This is a genomic window from Pseudomonas sp. A-RE-22, from assembly GCF_019956035.1.
In the GTDB taxonomy this organism is placed as follows: Bacteria; Pseudomonadota; Gammaproteobacteria; order Pseudomonadales; family Pseudomonadaceae; genus Aquipseudomonas; species Aquipseudomonas brassicacearum.
Map to the genome: position 1 here is coordinate 1 of NZ_JAHBCZ010000054.1, position 22663 is coordinate 22663.

The following is a 22663-nucleotide window of genomic DNA, read 5'->3' on the forward strand; positions in this document are numbered from 1 at the left end:
GGGTGGGTGGTGGCGGTTTGGGTGAGAGGGGTGAAGCGGCTGGATGAGTGAGTTGTCATGAGGTTGAATTCCTTTTAAGAAAGAAGAAATGCCACCTTTTTGCTGCGAATCAAATGGGTGGCAGTTGCGCGAGGGTTCGCAGACCGAGGAAAGAATCCAAAAACTCGGCAGACCCGAAAGTCTCCCGCGCACAACCGCCATAAAATGAACGCGGGCAAGTTTGCCTGAATTTCATTTGACGGTATTAGATCTTTTTCATCGAGGGCTGCGAAACCCAGCCACCGGCCAAAGCCAGCGACGACCCAACTATAGAAGTCGATCCCGGCACCCACAACCGACCTGTAGGACGCACGCTTCCCCTGTGGCGAGGGAGCTTGCTCCCGCTCGGCTGCGCAGCAGTCGCAAAACCGGTGCCTGCGGTATACCTGGCGAAATAAGGTGTCTGGTTTGTGGCCGCTTCGCAGCCCAGCGGGGATAAATCCCCTCGCCACAGAGGTAAATTCCTACGAGATTTTCGGACCGCTTTTGGCCGCTACCACTGGAGTGCACGACTTTCTGTGGGAGCAAAGCTTGCTCGCGATGCAGGCACCTCGGTTCCCCGGAAGACCGCGTCGTCTTCATCGCGGGCAAGCCTTGCTCCCACAGGAAAAGTGCTCCCACAGGAGGCTTGCGGCGAGTATCTTCAGATTTTTCTAGCGACAGCCGCGAAAAAAAGCCCTGATATCCTCCGCCAACAACTCCGGCTGTTCCAACGCGGCAAAGTGACCACCGCGAGGCATGACGGTCCAGCGATCCACTTTAAAGCAGCGCTCCACCCACCTCCTCGGCGGCATAGGCAGTTCCTTGGGAAACAGCGCAACCCCAACCGGCGGTTTCAGCCGTTCACCGTGGTTGAACAGCAACGGCCGCTTGCCACCTTCCACATACTGGCGAAACGACGAGCCGATGCAGTTCGTCAGCCAGTACAGCGTGACATTGGTCAGCAGCCATTCTCGATCGATGGCGGGGGCGGGTATCGCACCAAGACAGGATCTTTTCGCCCATCCACGCCAACAGTCCCGCCGGTGAATCATTCAGGCCCACGGTCAGGCAGCCTTGCGTTCAGCAGGCGGTGCCGAAGGTCTTCAAGGGCCTTCAGGCCCCTTGAGGTTCGCGTGACATATACCCTTCGCAACCTCCCGACACTCGGGGCGACATAGGGATCACATGAAAGTCCGCCAACAGCAATCAGTTGCCCGTTGTCGAAGACTCCTAGAAAGCACTCTCCAGGTTGATCGAATCGATTGGACCCGTTTCTCCAATCGGCGATCAAGCGAGTAAGAAACCTAAAACCCTCTGTAACAGATTCTGCCTCCAGTTGCAGAATCGCTGAAGGAAGTTCTAGCAGTTGCCGTACCGTCAGTTCTCGTGTTGATTCAATCACTGGATTAAAGTTACTGATTCGGAAGCGGTTGTTGGAAGTTGAGGGCAAAGCGGCTCAGGGGCTTAGGCATCGGCATCGCTTCGACCTAGGCTCTCGGACATTCTTGCCCAATGTGTTGGCCCTCAGCGATCATTGCGCTAGAGTCCCAGCCCAAGTTTAAACAGAGCGTCAAGGATGAATGAAAGTCACCACGGAAGCTGCCTATGCGGCGAGATACGTTACGAAATTTCGGCAAAGCTCAAGGCGTTGACTCATTGCCATTGCAGGCGCTGCCAGAAAGCTCATGGTGCTGCGTTCGCAACCTATGCCAGCGTTCCGGCTGCATCACTGCAAATCTCGGCAAATGGAAACGTGCTCAGGTTGTATGAATCCGAAACTGGCGTCAAACGGCAGTTCTGCGGGGGCTGCGGTTCAAGCTTGTTTTGGTCTGACCCTCACGGTGCGTTTCCAGAGTGGATATCGGTTGCCGTAGCCACTCTTGATACTGATTTCACACCTCACAAACAACAGCACAGCTACCGCGAAACTAGCTTTGAATGGCTAGTTTTGTCGGATTGCGTTGAGCCGACATTGCTTGAGAAGCCTTAAGCAACCTGGCCTTCTCTCTGGAAAACATGATGCGTCCAAACAAAGCTTGTCCCATCATTCTTTCCCATTCTCACCCGCCGCGAATCTTGTTGTTCCGTCATCCGTTGGCAGGTGTGCAAATTGTGAAGGGCACGATTGAGGCCGGTGAGTCTGCCCGGCAGGCCGCACTGCGAGAGCTGAATGAGGAGGCTGGCATCGACTGCGCGACAGTCTCGGCCGATCTCGGATGCTGGGACGCTGATCATCTTGCCCAAGTATGGTCGTTTCATCTATGTGACCCAAGGATCGCACTCCCCGAGCAATGGACATACAACACGTGTGACGGCGGCGGTCTTGCCTTTGAGTTCTTCTGGGCACCGTTCGACGATTTACCTTATGACCAATGTCATCCCGTCTTTTGCCGATCGCTACGTTTTTTAACCTTTACCCTGGATGCGTCTGGCTATTTGCAGCACTGCTAACTGGATCTGAATGACTGAAACCCCGTCCATCCCAATCCTGCTGGACCTGAGAAAACAACCAATCAACAAAAACCTGCGTCTCAGCCACCGCATCCCCGGACACCCCGTAGTAATAGCGGGCTAACGGCAGGCGCAACGACGGCAGTGGACAGGTCAGGCGCCCGTTGGACAAATCCCTGCCCAGCAGCGAAGCCGGACACAGCGCCACGCCCAGCCCATCGACGGCGGCCTGCAGCACGAGGTGCATGTGATCGAATTGCAGGGTCGGCGAGTTGTTCAATGGCTCGATCCCAGCGTGTTCCGCCCAGTATTGCCAATCGCTGCTGCGCGTCCTGCCCGATAACAAGGTGTGTCGGGCCAGGTCGTGGACGTTTTTCAATGGCACGCTTTGCAGCAACGACGGGGCGGCGACCAGCAGCAGGTCGTCTTCCAGCAGCACCGTGGGCTGTACATGGGGCGACCAGCCGGCGTGTCCGCGGCGGATGACCACGTCGAACGTTTCCCGTGATGGATCGGGAGGTAGGGTGCTGGTGACGATGTCGGGCTTGATGTCCGGGTGAAGCGCCATGAAGTCGGGCAGTCGCGGGATCAGCCAACGCACCGCGAAGGAGGGGCGTACGTTGATGGTCACTTTGCGCTGGGCAGCGTTGCGCGTCAGTGCGGTGGCGGCGTTGGCGATCTGGGTCAGGGCCTCGCTGACCTGTTCGTAGAAAGCCCGGCCGGCCGGTGTGAGCAAGGACTGGCGGGTTCGACGTTCGAACAGCAGCACGCCCAAGCGCTCTTCGAGCAACTTTACGTGGCGGCTGACGGCACTGTGGCTCACGTGCAGTTCTTCGGCGGCGCGGCTGAAACTCTGGTGGCGAGCGGCAGCGGCGAAGGCGCGGACGGCGTTCAGCGGGGGGAGGTTGGTGATCATGTGTCTAATTTAGTCACATATGCAGTGCAATTAAAGCGTTTGTCAGCGTCCCGGTGCCACGCCACCCTGAAGGCCACAGCAATTTTCCTTCAATGTGGAGTGAGACATGGCCGGTTACGGACTTTTTCTGATCCTGGCGACCCTGACGGTGCTCAGCCCGGGCCCCGGTGTGGTGCTGACGATTTCCAATGCCTTGCGCCATGGCTGGCGAGGTGCGTTGCCGGGGATCTTCGGGATCGCGTCGGGCGCGTTTATCGTGGCGGGTATCTGCGCCAGCAGCTTGGGGTTGATCCTGGCCGCCTCGGCGACGGCCTTCACGCTTTTGAAATACATCGGCGCGCTGTACTTGTTGTACCTGGGCATCAAGATGTGGCGAACCCAACGCTTCGTGCCCGAACTCACGGCCACGTCCACGCGCCCGTGGCGGCGATTCGGCGAGGCGCTGTCGATCCAGTTGCTCAACCCCAAGGCCGGGTTTTTCTTCCTCGCCGTGTTCCCCCAGTTCATCAAGCCGGCGGGTGACTACTACAGCCAGTTCTTCTTGCTGGTGTCGTCCTACAGCGTGCTTGTGGTGCTGGTGCATTCCGGTTATGCGCTGATGGCCAATGGCGCCAGGGGCTGGCTCTCCTCAAGCCAGGGCGCCAGGGTTGTCGGCAAATTCTCGGGCATCACCTTCCTGGGCTTTGGTGTGTTGATGGCGTCTGCCAGCAAATGATGAGCTTCCTCAACGTCGCCCTGTCCGCGTACTGACATCCACCCACACCGCCAGCACCAGAATGCTGCCTTTGACGATCATCTGCCAGTAGCTGTCGACATCGAGCATGGACATGCCGTTGTCCAGGCTGGTGATCACCAGCGCGCCGAGGAGGGCGCCGTAGACCGTGCCGGAGCCGCCGCGCATGGAGGTGCCGCCGATGAAGCAGGCGGCGATGGCGTCGAGTTCACCCATGTTGCCGGCAGAGGGTGAGCCGGCGGCCAGGCGTGCGGTATTGACCACGCCGGCGAGGGCGCACATCACGCCCATGATGCCGAAGATCCACAGCTTCACCGCCTGTACGTTGATGCCGGACAGGCGCGTGGCTTCCATGTTGCTGCCTACCGAATAGACGCGGCGGCCGAACACGGTCTGGCTGGTGACGTAGCTGAACACCCCCAGCAGGATCAGCAGGAGCAGCACCGGCACCGGGATGCCATCGTAGCTGTTGAGGGTATAGACGAACCCGGCCAGCACCGCGCCGATCACCACCACGCGCAACACGTCACGTACCAGGGAGTGGGCCGCGAGGCCATGGAGCGCGCGGTTGCGTCGCTGTTTCCAGGTCAGGAACAGAGTCAGGGCGAACAGCAGGATGCCGAGCCCGGTCCCGACCGTGTGCGGCAAATAACCCTGGCCAACGTAGACGAGTTCCGGTGACACCGGGGCAATGGTGGTGCCGCCGGTCACCCCCAGCAGGACGCCGCGAAACGCGAGCATGCCACCCAGGCCAACGATGAACGACGGGATACGCAGGTAGGCGGTCATGTAGCCGTTGCCCAAGCCAATCACCAAGCCGCACAGGGCTACCAGGCTCAGGTTCGCCAGCAGCGGAATGTGATAGACCACGTCGAGAATCGCCGCCAGGCCACCGAGCAGCCCAAGCAATGAACCCACCGACAAATCGATCTCGCCGCTGATGATCACCAGCACCATGCCGCAGGCAAGGATCCCGGTGATGGACATCTGCCGCAGCAGGTTGGAGAGGTTGCGCGGGGTCACGAACCCACCCTCGGTCTGCCAGCTGAAGAACAGCCAGATCAGCGCCACGGCGATCACCAGCGCGAGCATTTTGTAGCGGGAAAACAGCTGTTTGACCTGATTCATCTACGCGGACTTCCGATCATTATTGTTATGGCCATCGGGATGGCTGAGCGCGGCGGCGAGCACCTGTTCCTGGGTCAGTTCGTGGTTGATGAAGTCGCCGCGCAACTGACCTTCGCCGATCACCAGGACGCGGTCGGAAACCCCCAATACTTCGGCCAGTTCCGAGGACACCATGATGATCGACACGCCTTCGGCCGCCAGCGCGCCCATCAGCTTGTAGATCTCGTACTTGGCGCCGACGTCCACACCCCGGGTCGGTTCATCGAGAATCAGCACGCGGGGTTTGGTCAGGAGCATTTTCGCCAGCACGGCTTTTTGCTGGTTGCCGCCGGAGAGACTGGTGATCGGCAAGAACGGGCTCGCGGTCTTGAGGTGCATGCGCGCGATCTCCTTGTCGATGCTGCCCAGTTCGGCTTCGGCGTCGATGCGCGTCAGTTTTGAATAATTGTCCAGCACCGCCAGGGTGATGTTCTGGCCCACGCCCAGGTCCGGAATGATGCCTTGGCGCTTGCGGTCTTCGGGGACCATGCACAGGCCGGCACGGATCGACTTGAGCGGCGTGCGCGTGTCGATTTGTTGGCCGCCCAGCCAGACTTCACCTTCGTAGCGGCCGGGGTAGGCGCCGAACAGCGCTGACACCAGTTCCGTGCGGCCGGCGCCGACCAGCCCGGCGATGCCGAGGATTTCCCCGCGCTTGAGAACGAATGAAATGTCGTCGACCCGTTTGCGCCTGGGGTTGTCGACGTCGTAGCAGGTGAAGTGGCGCGCCTCGAAAATCACTTCGCCGACGTCATGGGGTTCAGTGGGGTAGAGGTTGCTCATTTCCCGTCCGACCATCTGGGTGATGATCTTCGGGATGCTCATGTCCACCATGGCGGTGGTGGCGATGTGTTTGCCATCGCGGATCACCGAGATGGTGTCGCAGACGGCGGCCACTTCATCGAGCTTGTGGGAGATGTAGACGCAGGCGACGCCCTTGGCCTTGAGGTCGCGGATGATGTCCAGCAGCACCTCGATTTCCGAACGAGTCAGGGCCGAGGAGGGCTCATCGAGGATCAACAGCCGCGCCTGCTTGTTCAGCGCCTTGGCGATTTCCACCAATTGCTGGTAGCCACCGCCGTACTGCGAAACCGGCAGCGAGACGTTCATGTCCGGCACTTTGAGTTCACGCATCAGGGCTTCGGCGCGGTGGATCATCGCCGGGTAGTTCATGCGTCCGCCGGGCAGCGTGAGTTCGTGGCCCATGAAGATGTTTTCAGCCACCGACAGGTCGGGGACCAGGGTCAGCTCCTGGTGAATGATGACGATCCCGGCGGCTTCGGTTTCGCTGATGGACTGCGCCTTGAGCGGCTGGCCGTCCCAAACAATTTCACCCTCCCAAGTGCCGTAGGGGTAGACCGCCGACAGCACCTTCATCAACGTGGATTTGCCGGCGCCGTTCTCACCGCACAGGCCTACACACTCACCCGGCTTGACCTTGATGTCGATGCCGTTCAGGGCTTTGACACCGCCAAAGGTTTTGACGATGCCGTTCATTTGCAGCAGGTAGTCGGACATGGCAAGGACTCATGAAAAAGGGCTCACACATCAGCAGTGGGGCAGGCAGCCAAGCCATGTGACCTGTGGGAGCGAGCTTGCTCGCGATAGCGGCGGTTCAGCTTGCATCAATGTTGGATGTGCTGCCGTCATCGCGAGCAAGCTCGCTCCCACAGGGGGGCTTGATTGCCTGGTCAGATCACTGCCCGGCGATCTGCGCCTTGGTGTAGAACCCGTCCTTTTCCAGCAGGTCGATATTGTCCTTGGTCAACGGCGTGGGGGTAAGCAGGATGGTGTCGACTTTCTTGCTGCCATTGTCGTATTGCGAGCTGAAGGTCGGCTTCTCGTTGCGCGCCAGTTGCACCGAGAGCTTGGCGGCTTCGGAGGCGATCAGTTTCAGCGGCTTGTAGACGGTCATGGTCTGGGTGCCATCGATCACCCGCTTGACCGCTGCCAGGTCAGCGTCCTGGCCCGAGATCGGCACCTTGCCGGCCATTTTCTGGGCGGCCAGGGCTTGGATGGCGCCGCCGGCGGTGGCGTCGTTGGAGGCGACGATGCCATCGATCTTGTTGTTGTTCCGGGTCAGGGCGTTTTCCACGATGCTCAGGGCTTCGGTGGGGTTCCATTCCTTCACCCACTGCTGGCCGACGATCTTGATGTCGCCCTTGTCGATGGCCGGTTGCAGCACCTTCATCTGGCCTTCGCGCAGGACCTTGGCGTTGTTGTCCGTAGGGGCGCCACCGAGCAGGAAGTAATTGCCCTTGGGCGCTGCCTTCAGCACGCCGCTGGCCTGCATCTCGCCGACCTTTTCGTTATCGAAGGAAATGTAGGCGTCGATATCGGCGTTTAGGATCAGTCGGTCGTAGGACACGACCTTGATCCCGGCCTTCTTGGCTTCGGCGACGGCGTTGGTCAGCACGGTGGCGTTGAATGGCACGATGACGATCACATCGACGCCGCGGGAGATCAGGTTTTCGATCTGCGAGATCTGCTTCTGCTCGTTGGCATCGGCCGACTGGACGAAGACCTTGGCGTCGAGTTTTTCCGCCGCCGCGACAAAGTAGTCACGATCCCGTGACCAGCGTTCCAGGCGCAGGTCATCGATGGAAAAACCGATTTTCGGATGGGCCGCATCGGCCATGACCGGAAGCGAGAGCAGGGCGAGGGCGCCGGCGAGCAGGGTACGTTTGAATGTATTCATGTGGTGCGTCCTTTTATTGTTGTTTGAAAGACACTGCCTGACGATGAGCGTGATACCGGGTAGAACTGTAGAGCGTTGCAGCGCGCCGTGGGCACAGATTTGTCGCGCGAATGTAACAGCCCCTGTGCCCCGACCATTGCCCGTTGTCAGGGGTAGATGAACCGATTGACCACGTTTTCGAGCATCTCCTGTCGACCGCTGACGGCTTGGGGATTCAGCTCGTTGGTGAAGGCATGCTCGGCCAGTGATTCAAGGCTGAAGTCACCGGCCAGTACCGCTTTGCCAAATGGTTGCTGCCAGCCGGCGTAGCGCTGGTCCTTGAACTGTTGCAACTGATCGTTCTGCACCATGGCCGCCGCGCGTTCCAGGGCGAGGGCGAGGACGTCCATGGCGGCGACATGGCCGTGGAACAGATCGATCTCGTCCAGGCTCTGGCGCCGGACCTTGGAATCGAAGTTGAACCCACCATTGCGAAAGCCCCCGGCCTTGAGGATTTCATAGGTGGCCAGGGTCATTTCCTCGACGCTGTTGGGGAACTGGTCGGTGTCCCAGCCGTTCTGCGGGTCGCCACGGTTGGCGTCGATGCTGCCGAAGATGCCCAGGGACACGGCCGTAGCGATCTCGTGATGGAAGCTGTGCCCGGCCAGGGTCGCGTGGTTGGCTTCGATGTTGACCTTGATCTCGTTTTCCAGGCCGAACTGTTGCAGGAAGCCGAACACCGTGGCGCTGTCATAATCGTACTGGTGCTTGGTCGGTTCCTGGGGCTTGGGCTCGATCAGCAGGTCGCCCTTGAAGCCGATCTTGTGCTTGTGCTCGACCACCATGCGCATGAAGCGGCCCAACTGTTCGCGCTCGCGCTTCAAGTCGGTGTTGAGCAGGGTTTCGTAACCTTCACGGCCGCCCCACAACACGTAGTTGGAGCCTTTGAGGCGCTGGGTGGCGTTCATGGCGCTGAACACTTGCGCGGCGGCGCAGGCGAATACTTGCGGGTCCGGGTTACTGGCGGCGCCGGCGGCAAAACGCGGGTTGCTGAAGCAGTTGGCGGTGCCCCACAACAGTTTGATCCCGGTCTCTTCCTGATGGCGCTCCAGATGATCGACCATCAGGGCGAAGTGTTCGCGGTACTCTTTGAGCGAACTGCCTTCGGGGGCGACATCGGTGTCGTGGAAGCAGTAGTAGTCGATGCCCAGCTTGGAGAAGAACTCGAAGGCCGCTTCGGCTTTGCCGATGGCCAGTTCCATGGGGTCCCCGGCGTGCTGCCACGGGCGCTTGAACGTGCCGGCGCCGAACACGTCCGATCCCGGCCAGACGAAGGTATGCCAGTAGCAGACCGCCATGCGCAGGTGCTCGCGCATGGGCTTGCCGAGCACCAGTTTGTTGGCGTCATAGTGACGGAAGGCAAGCGGCGAGTCGCTGGCGGGACCCTCGTAGCGAATCTTGTCGACAGCAGGGAAGTACGACATGGGCGAGTTCCTTTTTATTCTTGGCGGTGTCTCGATACTAACGCCGGCCCCGTGGCTGCTGATTATGAAAATCACCAACAGGGCGTTCGATTTTGAGTATTGAGGTTCGTCGCTTGCACGCCTAGTCTGTGTGCATCGGCCCAGGGTTAAACCAATGAAAACCGTCCCGCCCGTTCACCGCATTGCACTGTTGTTCAACGGCAGCAAGATCTACGACCGCGGCATCATCAGCGGCATCGGCAACTACCTGAGCAGCACGCGCGCGTCCTGGGACTTGTTCCTCGAGGAAGATTTTCTCTGTCGCTTGAAAGGGATCGAGCGCTGGCAGGGCGACGGGATCATCGCCGACTTCGACGACCCGCTGATCGGCGAGGCGCTGGCCGGGATCAAGCTGCCGGTGGTGGCGGTGGGCGGCTCTTATCAGGATGAACGCGCCTACCCCAAGGGCATTCCCTATGTCGCCACCGACAATGATGCGTTGATGACGTTGGCCTACGAGCACCTGATCGAGGCCGGGCTAACCCGTTTTGCCTGTTTCAGCCTGCCTGAAGCACAAGCCAATCGCTGGGCCCAGGAACGGGAAAAAGCCTTTCGCCGGCTGGTGCAGCGCGATGGCCTGCACGCCGAGGTCTATCGCGGCATGGGCACCAGCGCACCGCTGTGGGACAGCGCCGTCGAACAACAGATCGCCTGGCTGCAAAGCCTGCCCAAACCCATCGGCATCATCGCCGTCAGCGACGCCCGCGCCCGGCAGTTGCTGCAAGCTTGCCTGACCGCCGGGATCGCCGTGCCCGAGCAGGTGGCGTTGATCGGCATCGACAACGACCCCCTGACCCGCAGCCTGACGCGGGTGCCGCTGAGCTCGGTGATCCAGGGCACCGAAACCATGGGCCGCACCGCCGCACGCCTGCTCCATCAAATGCTGCACGGCATGCCGTCCACCGGCACACAGATTCTGATACCGCCGGATGCGATCAATGTGCAGGTGTCGAGCCTGCATCAACCGTTGGGCAACCCTTATGTCATGCAGGCACTGCTCTTCATCCGCCAATACGCCTGCCAGGGCATCAAGACGGCCCAGGTGGCGGCCTATGTGGGAGTGTCGCGCTCATCGCTGGAATCGCACTTTCGCAAGGAGCGCGGATGTAGCGTCCACGACGAAATCCTGCGCTTCAAACTGGCCGCCGCCGCCAACGGATTGGAAAACACCAACTCGCCGATTGCCGACATCGCCCAGAATTGCGGCTTCAAATCGGCGCAATACCTGCACACCGTGTTTCGCCGCGAGTTCGGCTGCACCCCTCGGGAGTATCAACAGGGAACTAATGCGGCCACTCACTGACCTCCTGCCGAACCGCTCTTGTGGCGAGGGGGTACACCACCGAGTCGTCCTTGTGGCAAGGTTGCTGGCTTTATCGAATATTCAGGGAAGGATGGAATGACGCTCAGGGTGATGGTGGTCGGCGGGTATGGAAACTTCGGCAGTATCGTTTCCAGGCACCTGGTGGTGATGCCAGGTGTACAGCTAGTGATTTCGGGGCGTGACGCCCAAAAACTGCAGCTCAAAGTCGAGGAGTTGAACGCTCAATCGGGCACGGTGTGTGAAAGTTGGTGCGGCGACGCCATGGGAGCGGGCTTCAAATCCATCCTTGGATTGATGAACATCCAATGGGTCATCCATACCGGTGGCCCATTCCAAGGGCAATCCTATGCCGTGGCCGAAAGTTGCATCGACGCGGGTGTGAACTACTGTGACCTGTCCGATTCCAGAGACTTCGTCACCGGCATTGGCGCACTCGACGCCCGGGCAAAACAAGCAGGCGTGGCGATCCTCAGTGGTTGCAGCTCAGTGCCGACGCTCTCGGCCGCACTCATTGATCAGCAGCGGCATCGCTTTAAACGTATCGACACGATCGAACATGGTATTTCCTCTTCGGCCAAGATGCCGGGGTTGTCCACCGTCGAAGGCGTTCTGGCCTATGCAGGCAAGCCGATCAAGCAACTCAGGAATGGCCGAGTGCATGAGGTCCTGGGATGGCAGGATCTGACACTTCGCAGAATGCGCCATATGGGAACCCGGGTATTGGCCAATGTCGACGTGCCGGACATGGATATCTTCGCCAGCCGCTACGGTGCCCAGACCCTGACCTTCAAGGCCGGCTCAGGCTTGAAGCTCGGCGGCATTGCCAACTACCTGCTGGCCCAGGCAATGAGGATGGGGGTGGTGCGTGACCATGTTACTTGGGCCGCCAGGCTTCATCGGTGGGGGCTCTGGTTCGAACGATTTGGCGATGGCAAAAGCGCAATGTACATCGACGTCCGTGGCATGGGGGCCAATGGCGAACCGTTGTCGATGAACGTGCAGCTCACCGCCATGAACGACAAGGGCCCGGAGATTCCCAGCTGTGCAGCCGTTGCCTTGGCGGCAAAAGTCGCCCAAGGGTATCTCCCCGAATCCGGTGCTCGGGCCTGCGTGGGTGAAATCACCGTTGACGAATACATGGCTGCCATCAACGACCCCGAAAACTTGAGCCTGTCCGTTCACTTCTCTGACGAGCAGGGCTGACAGATGCTCTATCTTTGCCTGAAGTACCTCCACATCATTGCTGCCATTTTCCTGTTCGGCTTCGGCATGGGGTCCTACCTCTACCTGATCGCGGCCAGCCGCACCGCCAACCCTCAGATCATTGCCCACGTGGCCAGGACGGTCGTCCAGTTCGACACTTGGATTACCACGCCGGCGGGCTTTATTCAGATTGGGACGGGCTATCTGTTAATGAGACTGGCCGGACTTCCCCTGACCACGGAATGGATAATGACGTCGTTGATCATTTTCTTTTGCGTGGGGGCGCTGTGGCTTCCTGTGCTGGTGCTCCAGAAGCGTTTATACGTGATGGCTTCGAGCGCGCTTGGGGACGGGCGGGTGCTCGGTGATCGATACTCATCCGTGTATCAAAAGTGGTTCTGGATGGGGGTTTTTGGCTTTTTGGGGATGTTTGTCATTGTGCTGATCATGGTGACGAAGATGACGCCACCTCAGTGGATCGAGCTACTGAAGGGCTAAGTACCGATCCGTTCCACCGGATGGCTCCCAGGCGTTGGAGCCGTCAAGAAACGCCGCTCATGATCCGGGCTCGGCAAAAGGCAGACGTCGTATTTGCCAAACAGCCGATAACGATTCAGGGCAATGCGATCATAGGCCCAATCCCGAAGCCTGCGAGGGACGTAGCGCAGCAGTTTCACCGAGCGCCAGGCCCTGGGCAGCAGGGCTACGACTTCAAAAATCGCCTCCGAACGCACCCAGTAATGCTGATCGCGAATCACGGCCATGGTGTCGAATTGATGCAAGGGCAGGCCCGCCCAGGCAAGCAAGGCTTGTCCTTCGGGCGACTGTACGGAGGCCAACCGCACGCGGCGGGCGTGGTCATGGCGGATCAGGAACTTCGCCCAGCCATTGCACAGTTTGCAAACGCCGTCGAACAGGACCACTGTCTCGCCTGGCTTGAGCAAGGGCGCGGGTGAGGGACGAGTTTGGGAGATCGGCATGAATGGGTGTCTACATGGCGCCTGGTTATCCGGATAATACGCCTGTTCCAGCGTCAAGGGGCGACCCGGAGGGTTGCTCGACCATGATGACTTCAAGGGCATGATCCGATCCATGAGTGATGACACCTACAGCCTGTATATACGCTTCCAGACCCCCGATCCTGACATCGGCCCACGGGAGCGGGTGCCGATGCTGGAGCAGGAGCTGGCCTGGGCGCGGGAGCACGCAACCATGCATCGCTTCAGCTGGATCATGGTGCTGGTGCCGCCTCTGTGCCTGGGGCCGGTGCTGCCGGGCATCGCGTTTTCGCTGGGGCTGCTGGTCTATCAAGGGTTATCCGCCCCAGGCGTCAACCTTGACCGGATCGTCGAGGCCTCCCTTGACTGGCTTGTACTCGCTACCTTGCTGTTCATGGCTGCCTGGGTCCTGCATAACTACTTGCGCGATAAGCGCGACCCGACCAAGCGTTATTGGCAATCGATGCCCGATCAAGGACTGGTCGAGCTCGAACACCATACCCTGGTCTCCGGCATCAGCCTGTGGTCCAACGACTATGACCCGGACTGCAACACCCTCATGCAATGGACCGACGGCAAGTTGAAGTGCGTGCAAGACAGCGGTGTATCGCAATGGATTCTGGCCAAGACCGCGGCGGGGCACTGGCTGGTGCTCAAGGAGCAATTTTCGGGCGACTTCAGCTACGGACGGGAAGGGCAAATGCCTGCACCGGACAAGCTGTTGCAACCTCGCCAGCAACTGGCGATCGCTTTCGCCCCTGGCACAAACCTGCAACTGGGCCGGCGTTTCGATGGGCCGCCGATGCCATTGGTGGATACGCCGTACTGGCTGTCTGCCGATGAGCTCAAGCGCCTTGTCGAGGCCGCCCATCACTGGAATTTTCTACCGCCGAACCGCTATGGGGTGATCAATGACCAGGATGCCGCGTGGGTGCAACGGCTGGTGGACCGGGCGCAAGCCAGCGTCGGGCCGCGGCCGGCGCGCTGCACTTCGGCGGTGGTTTAGATGAGGGTTGGAGGGGGAAACGTGTTCCGTCATCTTCGATGCACCCCACCACTGCTCCAAAGCAAGCATGGGCGGGGCGCCTCGATCTGAGGAAGGAAGCCGCCCCAAAGTCCAGACCATGCTGGTGTGGACGAGGCGGGTCGCTAAGGATTGCCCGTTATTCCGCAGCCTTGAGTTTTTTGACTTGGACCAGCAGCATGGACCTTTCGGCGGTTTCTACGAACAGGTCATAGGCCTCCAGGTAGAGGTAGGTGCTACTGGACTTCAGTCCATTGTCTGCGCTGCACGTCACATTACGCGCCAGCCCCTGCAGCGAGGCGACGTGTTGTGCGGCAGGAGCGGATTCACCTACCGAGCATTCGAACTTCTGCACGAAAGGTTTGCCCGTGCTGGGAGTCAACGTTTTGCTGTAGCCCAGAGCATTTCCAGGCTTGAGATTTTGCCAATCCCCAACCAGATCGATGTTCGTCAGGCGACTTGCTTGGGCGGGCTTGCCATCGAGCCCTGTGTCGCTCGTCGTGGCCAGCTCGATCAACCCGCGCCAGCGGACGCTCACCTGTGGGCTGCCCAATGCGCCAGTTGCCTGCTCGCGCCATATGCCGCGAGCGGGACCTGGTTGCAGGTACAAATCCATTGGCGTGTCTTTGATCACAGCACTTGGCGCCATTGGAGAGGTCGCGTCGTACGTGAGTTGCAAATGGCTGAGGGTGTTGGTCGGTTGTCCTTGAGGCAGTGCGCTCACCTGCGCCAACAGCGCTGCCGCTACCTGCGGCGTCGGCAGGTTTGGCGGTAGCTTTTTCCGGAGCGGGCCGGGCGTGGCGAGTTTCGTCAAGTGGGAGGGCTCGGCACACACCGCGTCAATCAGCCGAGTGCGTTGCGCTGCGTCGAATGCACTGTCGAGTGGCTGGCCGGGTGGCGGCAGCAGGCCTTGGTCGCTTAAACGATAAGTCAGGCGGGTGCTGGCTTGGCGGGTTGCGCAATTGATTTCTACACGCTCGAACTGGCGATCATAGGGCTTGTTTTCGTTTTCATCCAGGCGCAGGCGCGCATAGTCGATGCCTGCCCAGATCGAGCGTTGGGCGCTGTTCAGGCCCAGGGTGCCCGGATCCAGCAATACGGTGTCCTCGCCGTCGGCGGGTAGTTGCCGCCAACCGCTGTCCTGGACCGTTTGGCACATTTGCCGAGCCATGGCTTGTGCCGTCTGGTTTGGGTCCGCAGGCAGTACAAAAGGACTGCTCCAGCCCTTTGCCTGACGATAGTCCATGGCTAATGTCAGTGAACTGCAGTTGGCGAAAAGCCGAGCCTGGGTCTCCGGCTCGATGCCTGCGGCGGGCACGTTGACCAACAGCACCGCGCTCGACCCAAGTCGCAGAGTGGTATCCAACGGCAATGGCTGGGATTGCACACGGGTCGTCATGGCACCGTTTTGTGCCTGGTGCTCGGCAATGATGCGCTTACGGTATTCGGCCATTTCGTTGCCAGGCAGCGCACAACCGGCGAGGGCCAGAACGAATACGGTACCCGTGAGGCGTGTCAGGGAGTTCACAGCAAACAGCTCCTTAGCGCGCCCGGGGTTCATTACGATAAGGCGCGCGCTTTAATAATCGGCACAAGAACCGACTGTTTTTGACTGGGCCTGGCGCCGGTCGGGGAGGGTTTCACTCCGGCAGCCTTCCATCAGTCTTGTCCTTTGGTTTGATCACGGCAGGGTGTGGGGTTTATCAAGGCCCGCCCGACGCAACCGTGTTTACGGCGCGCAGACTAAGAGGTTCAGTGGGATTTGGCTAGCCAGAGATGAAGGCCACCCAGAGTCGGGGATCAGCGTGCCACTAAAGCCACGTATTCACCACCCGCCGATCCAGCTCTTCCCAATCCGCCATGCCCAGTACCCGAGTGGTGTTCAACCCGCGCAAATATCCGCGCAGTTGATTGGCCGTGGCGCGCCTGAGCTCCGGGTCGGGTTCGGTGCTGCTCAACAGCACGCTTTCGTACTGGATCAGGTAATCAGCCACCCGCTCACGGAAGTCGGGCAATACCGCGTCGCGAATCAGATCAAACGTTCTCATGGCTATACCTCATCAATCTTTCTCGGCTTGCAACTATTGCTAGGAGTAATAGTGACCATTACGAAATGCAAGTTCTGCTTTGCCGGCAATCATTGGAAAATCAGCGCCATCGAACACGCAGCCCATTTTTTATTTTCAGGACCCCGCCCATGCGCCCTTTATTTTTGCTTCCCCTGGCGTTTTCCCCGTTGTTGCTGGCCGGTTGTGCCTCGGCACCGAACGATCCGACGCTGACCTTGCAGACCAGCAAGACACCGGCCCAATACGCTGAATGCGTCATACCGAAATTGCAAGGCAGTGCCTTGAACCCGATGGTCTCGCAGACCCAGCGCAGCTACCGCATCGTGGTGCCGAGCAAAGTCTCGGCGGACAACGTGCTGGAAGCCTACAAGGCCGGCAGCGGCGGCAAGGTGTTCATCTACGAGCGACATTTGCTGGCTTCCAACCTCCTGCCTTCGAGTTTTGAACGCGCCGCGCAGGAATGCATCTGACCGGCCCGTAAATGTCTTTCACTGTGCTCCTTTGGTTGGCCGCAACCAACCAATTTCCTTGCCCCGCACCGTATTCGGTCGCGGGGCTTTTTTTGTCTGCCGGTTTCAGGTTGGTCAATCATCTGCCCGGATGAACTCGATGAACGCTTTCAGGGCCGGTGGTACGTGACGCCGGCTGGGAGGGCCTGCTTTCCGGGAGCATGACGCGCGAGCGCATCGCCCAATTGCCCGATGACGATTGGCGCAAGGCCCGCAGCGCGGACTTCCAGGAGCCGCGCTTGAGTGCGAACCTGGCGCTGGTCGAGGTTTTGGCCGGTATCGGTGAACGGCACGGGGTGAGCGCGGCGGCAGTCGCCATCGCCTGGGTACTGCGCAAGCCGGTGGTGACCGGCGCCATCGTCGGTGCCCGCCGTTCCGCGCAGGTCGATGGGCTGATTGCCGGCGCACAGCTGCGCCTCAGTGCCGAGGAAATCGATGAGATTCAACCTTTCCTGCCCTTGGGTATGGGCACGAATGTCCCTGGGGCCGCTTGATCTTTAACGTTTGACAGCCCGCTTGACGAGCGGGTTTGACGCCTCGCTGCATAAGCGGCACTATTTGCTCGTTTGTGATCATTAGTGCTCGTTTATGCAGGTTGTACTGTCATGACTTCTCCTCACGAAGCGTTCCCCGGCGAACGCCAGCAATTGATCAGCCAGCGTCTTGCCCGGTATGGCCGGGTGATCGCGGCCGACTTGGCCAGCGAATTCAATGTGTCCGAGCATTCGATACGGCGTGACCTGGGCGCGTTGGCAGCGGCGGGAGTGTGCAAGCGCGTTTATGGCGGCGCGATACTCTTGCCCGCTCCCGAAGGGCCGATGGAGGTACGCGTGCGCAAAGACCCGGCGCGCAAGGGCAGTCTCGGCCAAGCGGCCGCTGCGCTGCTGCGCGCGGGCCAGCACGTCTTCATCGACGCCGGGTCGACCAATCTGGCTGTGGCCTGCGCCATCGATCCGCAACTGCAGCTGACCCTCACCACCAATTCGCCGCTGATTGCGGTTCAGTTGATGAAGCTGCCCCGCGCTGAGGTCATCCTGCTGGGTGGCCGCTTGAGTCCTAACGCGGGTGGTGTGATCGGGCTGACGGCTGTCCAGCAATTGCGTCAGTTCAGTTTTGACGTGTGCTTCCTCGGTGCCTGCGCCATCGATCCGGACAATGGCGTCACGGCGTTCGGCCTGGATGACGCGGAGTTCAAGCGCGCGGTGGTCGCGGCAAGCGGGCAGGTGATCGCGGCGGTGACCAATGAGAAACTCTCCAGCGTTGCCCACTATCAGGTGGCCGCCTGCGAAGAGGTCGCCACCCTGGTGGTGGAGCACGATGCGCCGCGTGAGCGACTCGAACCCTTCTTCGGCCGGGTGACCAACGTCGTGACTGCAGCCAGTGAGCTACGGCACAGCTGAGGTCTTTGCGGCACTGCTGTTACCCAATTGCGCAGGACCATCGTATAGATACTGCACGGCCCCCATTGTCCGCCGGGCGATTTGCGTCTAGTTTGCTGGCCGATCACAAGTACAAAAATCAGGAGTCATCGATGCAACCGATTCGTCTCGGGCTGGTGGGCTACGGCAAGATTGCCCAGGATCAACACGTTCCAGCCATCCACGCCAACCCCGCGTTCCAACTGGTGGCTGTCGCCACGCAAGGGCTGCCTTGCGCCGGGGTGGATAACTTCCGGTCCCTGGGCGAACTGCTCGAAAACGGTCCGCAGGTCGATGCCATTGCGTTTTGCACACCGCCACAAGGTCGATTTGCCCTGGTGCAACAGGCGCTGGCGGCTGGCAAACACGTGCTGGTGGAAAAACCGCCGTGCGCCATGCTGGGAGAAGCCATGGCGTTGGTGGAGCAGGTCCGCGAGCAAAGCGTCAGCGGCCTGTTCGCCTGGCATTCGCGTTACGCGCCGGGCATCGCAGCCGCCCGTGACTGGCTGGCGAGTCGCACCTTGCAGAGCGTGCAGATCGACTGGAAGGAAGACGTGCGCAAGTGGCACCCCGGCCAGGCGTGGATCTGGCAACCCGGTGGCCTGGGCGTCTTCGATCCGGGTATCAATGCCTTGTCGATTGTGACCCATCTGCTGGCGTTGCCGCTGTTCGTGGAGTCCGCCGAGTTGCGCGTGCCGGACAACTGCCAGTCGCCGATTGCCGCCAGCATCAAGATGGCCGACGCGCGCCACCTCGATGTTCGTGCGGAGTTCGATTTCGACCATGGGCATGACGAGCTCTGGAGCATCGAGATTCGCTGCGCCGAAGGCGTCCTGCGTCTGGACAATGGCGGTGCGCTGTTGAGCATCGACGGCGTGGGCCAGGCTGTTTCCGAGGAAGGCGAGTACGCGGCGGTGTATCGACATTTTCAACAACTGATTGCCGACAAAACCAGCGACATGGACCTGCAGCCGCTGCGGTTGGTCGCGGACAGCTTTTTTGTCGGCAGTCGGACGGCGGTTGAGCCGTTCTACGATTAATCCAGGGAACTGCAGTTGAACGAACAGACCTTGTCCATGCGCCTGGAGCGCGTGGCGGCGCATATGCCGGCAGGTGCGCGCCTGGCCGACATCGGCTCGGATCACGCTTACCTGCCGGTGGCCTTGCTGCGCCGTGGCGCCATCGCGATGGCGGTGGCTGGCGAGGTGGCGCTGACGCCGTTTCGCGCCGCCGAACGCACCGTTGGGGAGAATGGCCTGGAACAGCAGATCAGCGTGCGCCTGGCCAATGGCCTGGCGGCGATCGAGCCGGAAGACGGGATCACGGCGATCAGCCTCTGTGGCATGGGCGGCGAGACGATCCGCGACATCCTGGACAGCGGCAAAGCGCGGTTGAGCGGCCAGGAGCGCCTGATCCTGCAACCCAACGGCGGCGAGCAACCGCTGCGCCAATGGCTGATGGAGAACGACTACCGCATCCTCTGCGAGGAAGTGCTGCGGGAAAACCGTTTCTACTACGAGATCATCGTCGCCGAGCGCGCCGGGCCGGTGACGTACACCGCCGAGGAGCTGTACTTCGGCCCGCTGCAGCTGCAAGCCCGCACCCCGATCTTCCTGGCCAAGTGGCAGCGCCTGCTGTGCCAGAAGCAAAAGACTCTCACCAGCTTCGCCAAGGCGCGGCAAGCCGTGCCGGAAGAGAAGCTGCAAGACATAGCCCGGCAGGCCCGTTGGATCACTGAGCTGTTGGCTTGAGTTGCATTGAGGTCATCAGCTAAATGCCACGGTCCCCAGGTGACTGATTATCGACCCACCACCGGGTAGTGCTTGATACGACACGCATAGGAGTTGCCGTCGCCTTTACAAACGCCATCGAGGTAGCGGTAGTCCACCCGTACCGACTGCCCTTTGCCGGGCCATTGTCGGCGGGGCAGCGTGGCTTGGTAGTCTGGGGTTTCCGGGGTGAAGGTGAGCGATGAGCCTTGCGCGGGGCACTCCACCGAGGCGGATTTCGGCCTGGCTTTCACGATCTGCGCCTGAAGCTGTGGGTAGGGTTGTTTCAAGACCTCGACGATACGCAGCTCCAGGTGGCAGATCTGCCACGTCGAGGCCTGGACGGGCCCACTCAGGAAGGCGAGCGTCAAGGCAGACAGTCCGAGGCACGCTGCGTGAGAGTTCATGGTTGCCCTTGTTTGAGGTATTGACGTTTGCGAAATCATAGCGCGGCATTGTAGCCAGCAGGAGGGTGGTGGCACTATGCCAAAAACCTTCAGGCCGATACAAGGAAGTGACCCATGCCCGGAATTCCTGACGTCGCATCCGCGTTTCGCGACTTCATGCAATCGTGGAAGGAGGACCGCAAATACCTGCCGTCATCCATCAGTGCCCTGGCCAACGGTTTCGAGGGCTGGCTGAAATTCGAGTTCTATTTCTGGTTGATCCACGCCCGTGGGCTTCGTGGCCCCGACCGCGAGCTGGCCGATGTGGGTGTCGAGTACAAGGTGGCGCTTGATCAGCGTTGGTCGCAGATGGATATCGTCTCCAAGCAATGCGACCTGTGGATCCGCGACCAGGATGAAAAGCGCTTTCACTTCATTGAACTCAAGACCCCCTTCGCCAATGCCAATCAGGGCAAGATGTTCGACAGTGCGGCCAGAGACTATTGGTACATGACCCGCTTGAAAGCCCAGGCGGAAAAGGTGGCGACGGGCAGCGTCATTATCTTTGGCGTGAACTTTGATCAGGCGCGCTGGGAAAAGCATCTCCAGTACGTCGAGGAATATGCCGGCTACGTCGAGCATTCATCCAAGGCCTCCGACACCGTGCCAGGCGTGGAGGGGCTGAGGTGGGCGGTCCTGACCATGCATTACTCACCGCTGGGCGAGCTTCCTCTGCCGCAAGTCGAGGTTCAGGCGCCATAAAGGGCTCTGGCCTGGCACCGCTGGCTTAGCCGTAAAGCCCCATCAGCGAGAAAGACTTATCAGTGGTCAGTGCAACCATTTCGGCCAGCGAATGCAGGAGCACCGGAACCAGCAGGCCACCGCTGACCACTCTTGCGATAGCGAATATGCCCCCACAGGCGAAGATCAGCACGACGGTGATCCAGTTCCCGTATTGGATGTGCATGGCGGCGAAGATGGCCGACGTAACGATGACCGCGATCCATGTCCAGGCACGGCTGTTCTCGTAGGGGAACAGTCGGAGCATGTAATGGCGGAAAAACAACTCTTCGGCGATGGGTGGCAGCACGATCAGCGAGGCGATCTTGATCGTGGCCTGCCAGCTGTTGAGCCCGTCCAGAAGCTCGGCCATGAACACTTCTCGTGGCAACCCCAGCACGAGGGTGGCAACCCCGAAAAACAGGTAGGCGCCAACGATGCCAAGCGCACCCCACCGCAGGGGGGTGCCTATGTAATGACCACGCCATTGAGTGCGCGCATCGGCGCGGTACTGCAGGGCGAAGAGAGCGAGGAGAACGAGCGCGGTGATACCCGAGGTGGTCGTGAACGTCAGGTAGGCCTGCATGTCTGCGGGTATGAACAGGACTTCGGGCACTGCTGCCAGGAAGACTATCAGGGTCGCAAGTACAAACATCCCGAGCCGGGGAAAGAGGCGGTAGGGCGGTAAAGTGGCGGCGGGAGCAAACTCAGGGGCGGCACAAAGATTCGTCACAGTCACTCCATGAGTGCAAGGAAAAAGGCATGATGCCAGTGTTTTGGGGGCGTCAGGTACGAGTTCCTGCCGGGTTGATGGCGTCGTGATTCAATCCAGGCGGCGACATGAATAAGCGTGGGTCTGATAAGGGAACTCAATGTGCTTGCGCCCGCGCAGCGCCGGATGGGTCTGAATCAAGGCCCGTAGTTGATCCGCTACCTGTTTTTTCTCTGCGTCAGGCAGCGCTGCGATGAAGCTCACGGACAGAAAGCGATCCAGGATGACCGTCTTGGGGCTGCCTGCGTGGCTGTAACTAAAACAGGTCAGTTCGGGCTCCGAGAAGTAACGTCCGTTGAAGGGGCGTCGCCAGTTTCCAGTATGAAAGCGTGGGGTATCGCCTTCGAAGGGGGTGATGATTTTGGTGATGTCGGCCACCCAGTCCACTGACTCATCACGCACGTTCCAGATCAGACCGAGCCGGCCGCCCGGTTTGAGTACTCGGTGAATCTCTTGGAGCGCGGTTTCATTCGCGAACCAGTGGAAGGCTTGAGCGCATACGAGCGCCTGCGCCGCCCCTGCCTCGAGGGGAATGGATTCGGCCGTTCCCTCCAGAATCCTGGTGTTCGGCAGATGCTTGGCAAACTCGATTCGCATCGCCTCGACCGGTTCGATGGCGATGGTATTGATCGTCATTGAGTCCAGCAGGCGAGTGAACTTACCGGTACCGGCTCCTAATTCAATGACTGTCGATCCTGGGCTGATTTCCAGTGCACTGCTGAGCCAGGCCTGTATTTCGCTTGGGTAGTCTGGGCGCCCTTGGGTATAGGTGCGGGCTTCTGCTGAGTATCCTATCTGAGCGGCCTTATGGATAACTGTCATCTTCAGCGACCCTTCGGGTGGATGGGGGTAGATCGATTATGCGGTGTGTTTGGGTCGTCAGCTAGTTGATCCTTTTTGTGCTTGGTCTTGTCTGTTTGTAT

General features: G+C 60.1%; 24 protein-coding genes and 2 pseudogenes. 13 read left to right on the top strand and 13 right to left on the bottom strand.

Features of this window, described 5'->3' with window-relative positions:
- Nucleotides 1-692: 692 nt before the first annotated feature.
- Nucleotides 693-1073: an alpha/beta fold hydrolase gene (locus KGA89_RS23235; RefSeq protein WP_051003441.1), complete on the bottom strand. Its 381-nt coding sequence runs from the start codon at nt 1071-1073 to the stop codon at nt 693-695.
- A 29-nt stretch (nt 1074-1102) separates the two neighbouring features.
- Nucleotides 1103-1423 (bottom strand): annotated as a pseudogene (locus KGA89_RS23240) (GNAT family N-acetyltransferase); the annotation flags it as partial.
- Nucleotides 1424-1597: 174 nt separating this feature from the next.
- On the opposite strand from KGA89_RS23240, the gene KGA89_RS23245 reads away from it, so the two are divergent.
- Together KGA89_RS23245 and KGA89_RS23250 are read left to right on the top strand one after the other, a co-directional pair.
- Nucleotides 1598-2011, top strand: coding sequence for a GFA family protein (locus tag KGA89_RS23245; RefSeq protein WP_080587829.1), 414 nt, complete (start codon nt 1598-1600; stop codon nt 2009-2011).
- Nucleotides 2012-2040: 29 nt separating this feature from the next.
- Nucleotides 2041-2472, top strand: coding sequence for an NUDIX hydrolase (locus KGA89_RS23250; RefSeq protein WP_080587830.1), 432 nt, complete (start codon nt 2041-2043; stop codon nt 2470-2472).
- Here KGA89_RS23250 and gcvA read toward each other — a convergent pair.
- Entirely contained in the window at nt 2435-3388 is a 954-nt protein-coding gene (gene gcvA / locus KGA89_RS23255) for a transcriptional regulator GcvA (protein ID WP_223472639.1), read from the bottom strand. The genes KGA89_RS23250 and gcvA overlap by 38 nt on opposite strands.
- A 106-nt stretch (nt 3389-3494) precedes the next feature.
- Between gcvA and KGA89_RS23260 the strand changes: the two genes are divergently transcribed.
- Nucleotides 3495-4103, top strand: coding sequence for a LysE family translocator (locus KGA89_RS23260; protein ID WP_003201310.1), 609 nt, complete (start codon nt 3495-3497; stop codon nt 4101-4103).
- A gap of 9 nt (nt 4104-4112) precedes the next feature.
- On the opposite strand, the gene KGA89_RS23265 is transcribed toward KGA89_RS23260, so the two are convergent.
- The 4 genes from KGA89_RS23265 to xylA all read right to left on the bottom strand — a co-directional run bounded on the left by KGA89_RS23265 (nt 4113) and on the right by xylA (nt 9449).
- Nucleotides 4113-5249, bottom strand: a complete 1137-nt coding sequence (locus KGA89_RS23265) for a sugar ABC transporter permease (protein ID WP_003201312.1) — start codon at nt 5247-5249, stop codon at nt 4113-4115.
- Entirely contained in the window at nt 5250-6806 is a 1557-nt protein-coding gene (gene xylG / locus KGA89_RS23270; RefSeq protein WP_223472640.1) for a D-xylose ABC transporter ATP-binding protein, read from the bottom strand.
- 178 nt (nt 6807-6984) lie between these two features.
- Nucleotides 6985-7986 carry a D-xylose ABC transporter substrate-binding protein gene (gene xylF / locus KGA89_RS23275; RefSeq protein ID WP_013693217.1) on the bottom strand — a complete coding sequence of 334 codons (1002 nt, stop codon included), beginning with the start codon at nt 7984-7986 and terminating at the stop codon, nt 6985-6987.
- A gap of 146 nt (nt 7987-8132) precedes the next feature.
- Nucleotides 8133-9449, bottom strand: coding sequence for a xylose isomerase (gene xylA / locus KGA89_RS23280; protein WP_003201318.1), 1317 nt, complete (start codon nt 9447-9449; stop codon nt 8133-8135).
- A 154-nt stretch (nt 9450-9603) separates the two neighbouring features.
- Here xylA and KGA89_RS23285 point away from each other — a divergent pair, with 154 nt between their 5' ends.
- The 3 genes from KGA89_RS23285 (at nt 9604) to KGA89_RS23295 (ending at nt 12513) form a co-directional block, all read left to right on the top strand.
- Nucleotides 9604-10791, top strand: coding sequence for a XylR family transcriptional regulator (locus KGA89_RS23285; protein ID WP_003201321.1), 1188 nt, complete (start codon nt 9604-9606; stop codon nt 10789-10791).
- A 96-nt stretch (nt 10792-10887) separates the two neighbouring features.
- Entirely contained in the window at nt 10888-12015 is a 1128-nt protein-coding gene (locus tag KGA89_RS23290) for a saccharopine dehydrogenase family protein (protein WP_223472641.1), read from the top strand.
- A gap of 3 nt (nt 12016-12018) precedes the next feature.
- Nucleotides 12019-12513 carry a DUF2269 family protein gene (locus tag KGA89_RS23295; RefSeq protein ID WP_003201326.1) on the top strand — a complete coding sequence of 165 codons (495 nt, stop codon included), beginning with the start codon at nt 12019-12021 and terminating at the stop codon, nt 12511-12513.
- On the opposite strand, the gene KGA89_RS23300 is transcribed toward KGA89_RS23295, so the two are convergent.
- Nucleotides 12510-12995 carry a thiol-disulfide oxidoreductase DCC family protein gene (locus KGA89_RS23300; protein WP_223472650.1) on the bottom strand — a complete coding sequence of 162 codons (486 nt, stop codon included), beginning with the start codon at nt 12993-12995 and terminating at the stop codon, nt 12510-12512. The two genes, KGA89_RS23295 and KGA89_RS23300, sit on opposite strands and share 4 nt — an antisense overlap.
- Nucleotides 12996-13107: 112 nt before the next feature.
- On the opposite strand from KGA89_RS23300, the gene KGA89_RS23305 reads away from it, so the two are divergent.
- Nucleotides 13108-14019: a hypothetical protein gene (locus tag KGA89_RS23305; protein WP_223472642.1), complete on the top strand. Its 912-nt coding sequence runs from the start codon at nt 13108-13110 to the stop codon at nt 14017-14019.
- A gap of 157 nt (nt 14020-14176) precedes the next feature.
- On the opposite strand, the gene KGA89_RS23310 is transcribed toward KGA89_RS23305, so the two are convergent.
- Entirely contained in the window at nt 14177-15565 is a 1389-nt protein-coding gene (locus tag KGA89_RS23310; RefSeq protein ID WP_223472643.1) for a hypothetical protein, read from the bottom strand.
- Between the two features lie 283 nt (nt 15566-15848).
- Entirely contained in the window at nt 15849-16085 is a 237-nt protein-coding gene (locus KGA89_RS23315; RefSeq protein WP_003201330.1) for a hypothetical protein, read from the bottom strand.
- Between the two features lie 149 nt (nt 16086-16234).
- Here KGA89_RS23315 and KGA89_RS23320 point away from each other — a divergent pair, with 149 nt between their 5' ends.
- The 5 genes and pseudogenes from KGA89_RS23320 (at nt 16235) to KGA89_RS23340 (ending at nt 19784) form a co-directional block, all read left to right on the top strand.
- Nucleotides 16235-16576, top strand: coding sequence for a hypothetical protein (locus tag KGA89_RS23320; RefSeq protein WP_223472644.1), 342 nt, complete (start codon nt 16235-16237; stop codon nt 16574-16576).
- 182 nt (nt 16577-16758) lie between these two features.
- Nucleotides 16759-17109 (top strand): annotated as a pseudogene (locus KGA89_RS23325) (aldo/keto reductase); the annotation flags it as partial.
- 111 nt (nt 17110-17220) lie between these two features.
- On the top strand, nt 17221-18015 hold the full coding sequence (locus tag KGA89_RS23330; RefSeq protein WP_003201338.1) for a DeoR/GlpR family DNA-binding transcription regulator: 795 nt from the start codon (nt 17221-17223) through the stop codon (nt 18013-18015).
- Between the two features lie 131 nt (nt 18016-18146).
- A complete protein-coding gene (locus KGA89_RS23335) occupies nt 18147-19073 on the top strand; it encodes a Gfo/Idh/MocA family protein (protein WP_223472646.1) in 927 nt (308 codons plus the stop codon).
- 15 nt (nt 19074-19088) lie between these two features.
- A complete protein-coding gene (locus KGA89_RS23340) occupies nt 19089-19784 on the top strand; it encodes a tRNA (adenine(22)-N(1))-methyltransferase (protein WP_013693223.1) in 696 nt (231 codons plus the stop codon).
- A 47-nt stretch (nt 19785-19831) separates the two neighbouring features.
- Here KGA89_RS23340 and KGA89_RS23345 read toward each other — a convergent pair whose 3' ends face one another.
- A complete protein-coding gene (locus tag KGA89_RS23345; protein ID WP_003201346.1) occupies nt 19832-20209 on the bottom strand; it encodes a hypothetical protein in 378 nt (125 codons plus the stop codon).
- Nucleotides 20210-20323: 114 nt separating this feature from the next.
- On the opposite strand from KGA89_RS23345, the gene KGA89_RS23350 reads away from it, so the two are divergent.
- Nucleotides 20324-20950 carry a hypothetical protein gene (locus KGA89_RS23350; RefSeq protein WP_003201348.1) on the top strand — a complete coding sequence of 209 codons (627 nt, stop codon included), beginning with the start codon at nt 20324-20326 and terminating at the stop codon, nt 20948-20950.
- Between the two features lie 25 nt (nt 20951-20975).
- Here KGA89_RS23350 and KGA89_RS23355 read toward each other — a convergent pair whose 3' ends face one another.
- Nucleotides 20976-21701, bottom strand: a complete 726-nt coding sequence (locus KGA89_RS23355) for a CPBP family intramembrane glutamic endopeptidase (RefSeq protein ID WP_223472647.1) — start codon at nt 21699-21701, stop codon at nt 20976-20978.
- A 90-nt stretch (nt 21702-21791) separates the two neighbouring features.
- On the bottom strand, nt 21792-22562 hold the full coding sequence (locus KGA89_RS23360) for a class I SAM-dependent methyltransferase (RefSeq protein ID WP_027911754.1): 771 nt from the start codon (nt 22560-22562) through the stop codon (nt 21792-21794).
- Nucleotides 22563-22663: the final 101 nt, after the last annotated feature.

Excerpts from the sequence above, each read along its gene's own strand:
- KGA89_RS23235 (WP_051003441.1), bottom strand. The coding sequence starts at position 1,073 with ATGATTCACCGGCGGGACTGTTGGCGTGGATGGGCGAAAAGATCCTGT.
- KGA89_RS23245 (WP_080587829.1), top strand. The coding sequence starts at position 1,598 with ATGAATGAAAGTCACCACGGAAGCTGCCTATGCGGCGAGATACGTTAC.
- KGA89_RS23250 (WP_080587830.1), top strand. The coding sequence starts at position 2,041 with ATGCGTCCAAACAAAGCTTGTCCCATCATTCTTTCCCATTCTCACCCG.
- gcvA (WP_223472639.1), bottom strand. The coding sequence starts at position 3,388 with ATGATCACCAACCTCCCCCCGCTGAACGCCGTCCGCGCCTTCGCCGCT.
- KGA89_RS23260 (WP_003201310.1), top strand. The coding sequence starts at position 3,495 with ATGGCCGGTTACGGACTTTTTCTGATCCTGGCGACCCTGACGGTGCTC.
- KGA89_RS23265 (WP_003201312.1), bottom strand. The coding sequence starts at position 5,249 with ATGAATCAGGTCAAACAGCTGTTTTCCCGCTACAAAATGCTCGCGCTG.
- xylG (WP_223472640.1), bottom strand. The coding sequence starts at position 6,806 with ATGTCCGACTACCTGCTGCAAATGAACGGCATCGTCAAAACCTTTGGC.
- xylF (WP_013693217.1), bottom strand. The coding sequence starts at position 7,986 with ATGAATACATTCAAACGTACCCTGCTCGCCGGCGCCCTCGCCCTGCTC.
- xylA (WP_003201318.1), bottom strand. The coding sequence starts at position 9,449 with ATGTCGTACTTCCCTGCTGTCGACAAGATTCGCTACGAGGGTCCCGCC.
- KGA89_RS23285 (WP_003201321.1), top strand. The coding sequence starts at position 9,604 with ATGAAAACCGTCCCGCCCGTTCACCGCATTGCACTGTTGTTCAACGGC.
- KGA89_RS23290 (WP_223472641.1), top strand. The coding sequence starts at position 10,888 with ATGACGCTCAGGGTGATGGTGGTCGGCGGGTATGGAAACTTCGGCAGT.
- KGA89_RS23295 (WP_003201326.1), top strand. The coding sequence starts at position 12,019 with ATGCTCTATCTTTGCCTGAAGTACCTCCACATCATTGCTGCCATTTTC.
- KGA89_RS23300 (WP_223472650.1), bottom strand. The coding sequence starts at position 12,995 with ATGCCGATCTCCCAAACTCGTCCCTCACCCGCGCCCTTGCTCAAGCCA.
- KGA89_RS23305 (WP_223472642.1), top strand. The coding sequence starts at position 13,108 with ATGAGTGATGACACCTACAGCCTGTATATACGCTTCCAGACCCCCGAT.
- KGA89_RS23315 (WP_003201330.1), bottom strand. The coding sequence starts at position 16,085 with ATGAGAACGTTTGATCTGATTCGCGACGCGGTATTGCCCGACTTCCGT.
- KGA89_RS23320 (WP_223472644.1), top strand. The coding sequence starts at position 16,235 with ATGCGCCCTTTATTTTTGCTTCCCCTGGCGTTTTCCCCGTTGTTGCTG.
- KGA89_RS23330 (WP_003201338.1), top strand. The coding sequence starts at position 17,221 with ATGACTTCTCCTCACGAAGCGTTCCCCGGCGAACGCCAGCAATTGATC.
- KGA89_RS23335 (WP_223472646.1), top strand. The coding sequence starts at position 18,147 with ATGCAACCGATTCGTCTCGGGCTGGTGGGCTACGGCAAGATTGCCCAG.
- KGA89_RS23345 (WP_003201346.1), bottom strand. The coding sequence starts at position 20,209 with ATGAACTCTCACGCAGCGTGCCTCGGACTGTCTGCCTTGACGCTCGCC.
- KGA89_RS23350 (WP_003201348.1), top strand. The coding sequence starts at position 20,324 with ATGCCCGGAATTCCTGACGTCGCATCCGCGTTTCGCGACTTCATGCAA.
- KGA89_RS23360 (WP_027911754.1), bottom strand. The coding sequence starts at position 22,562 with ATGACAGTTATCCATAAGGCCGCTCAGATAGGATACTCAGCAGAAGCC.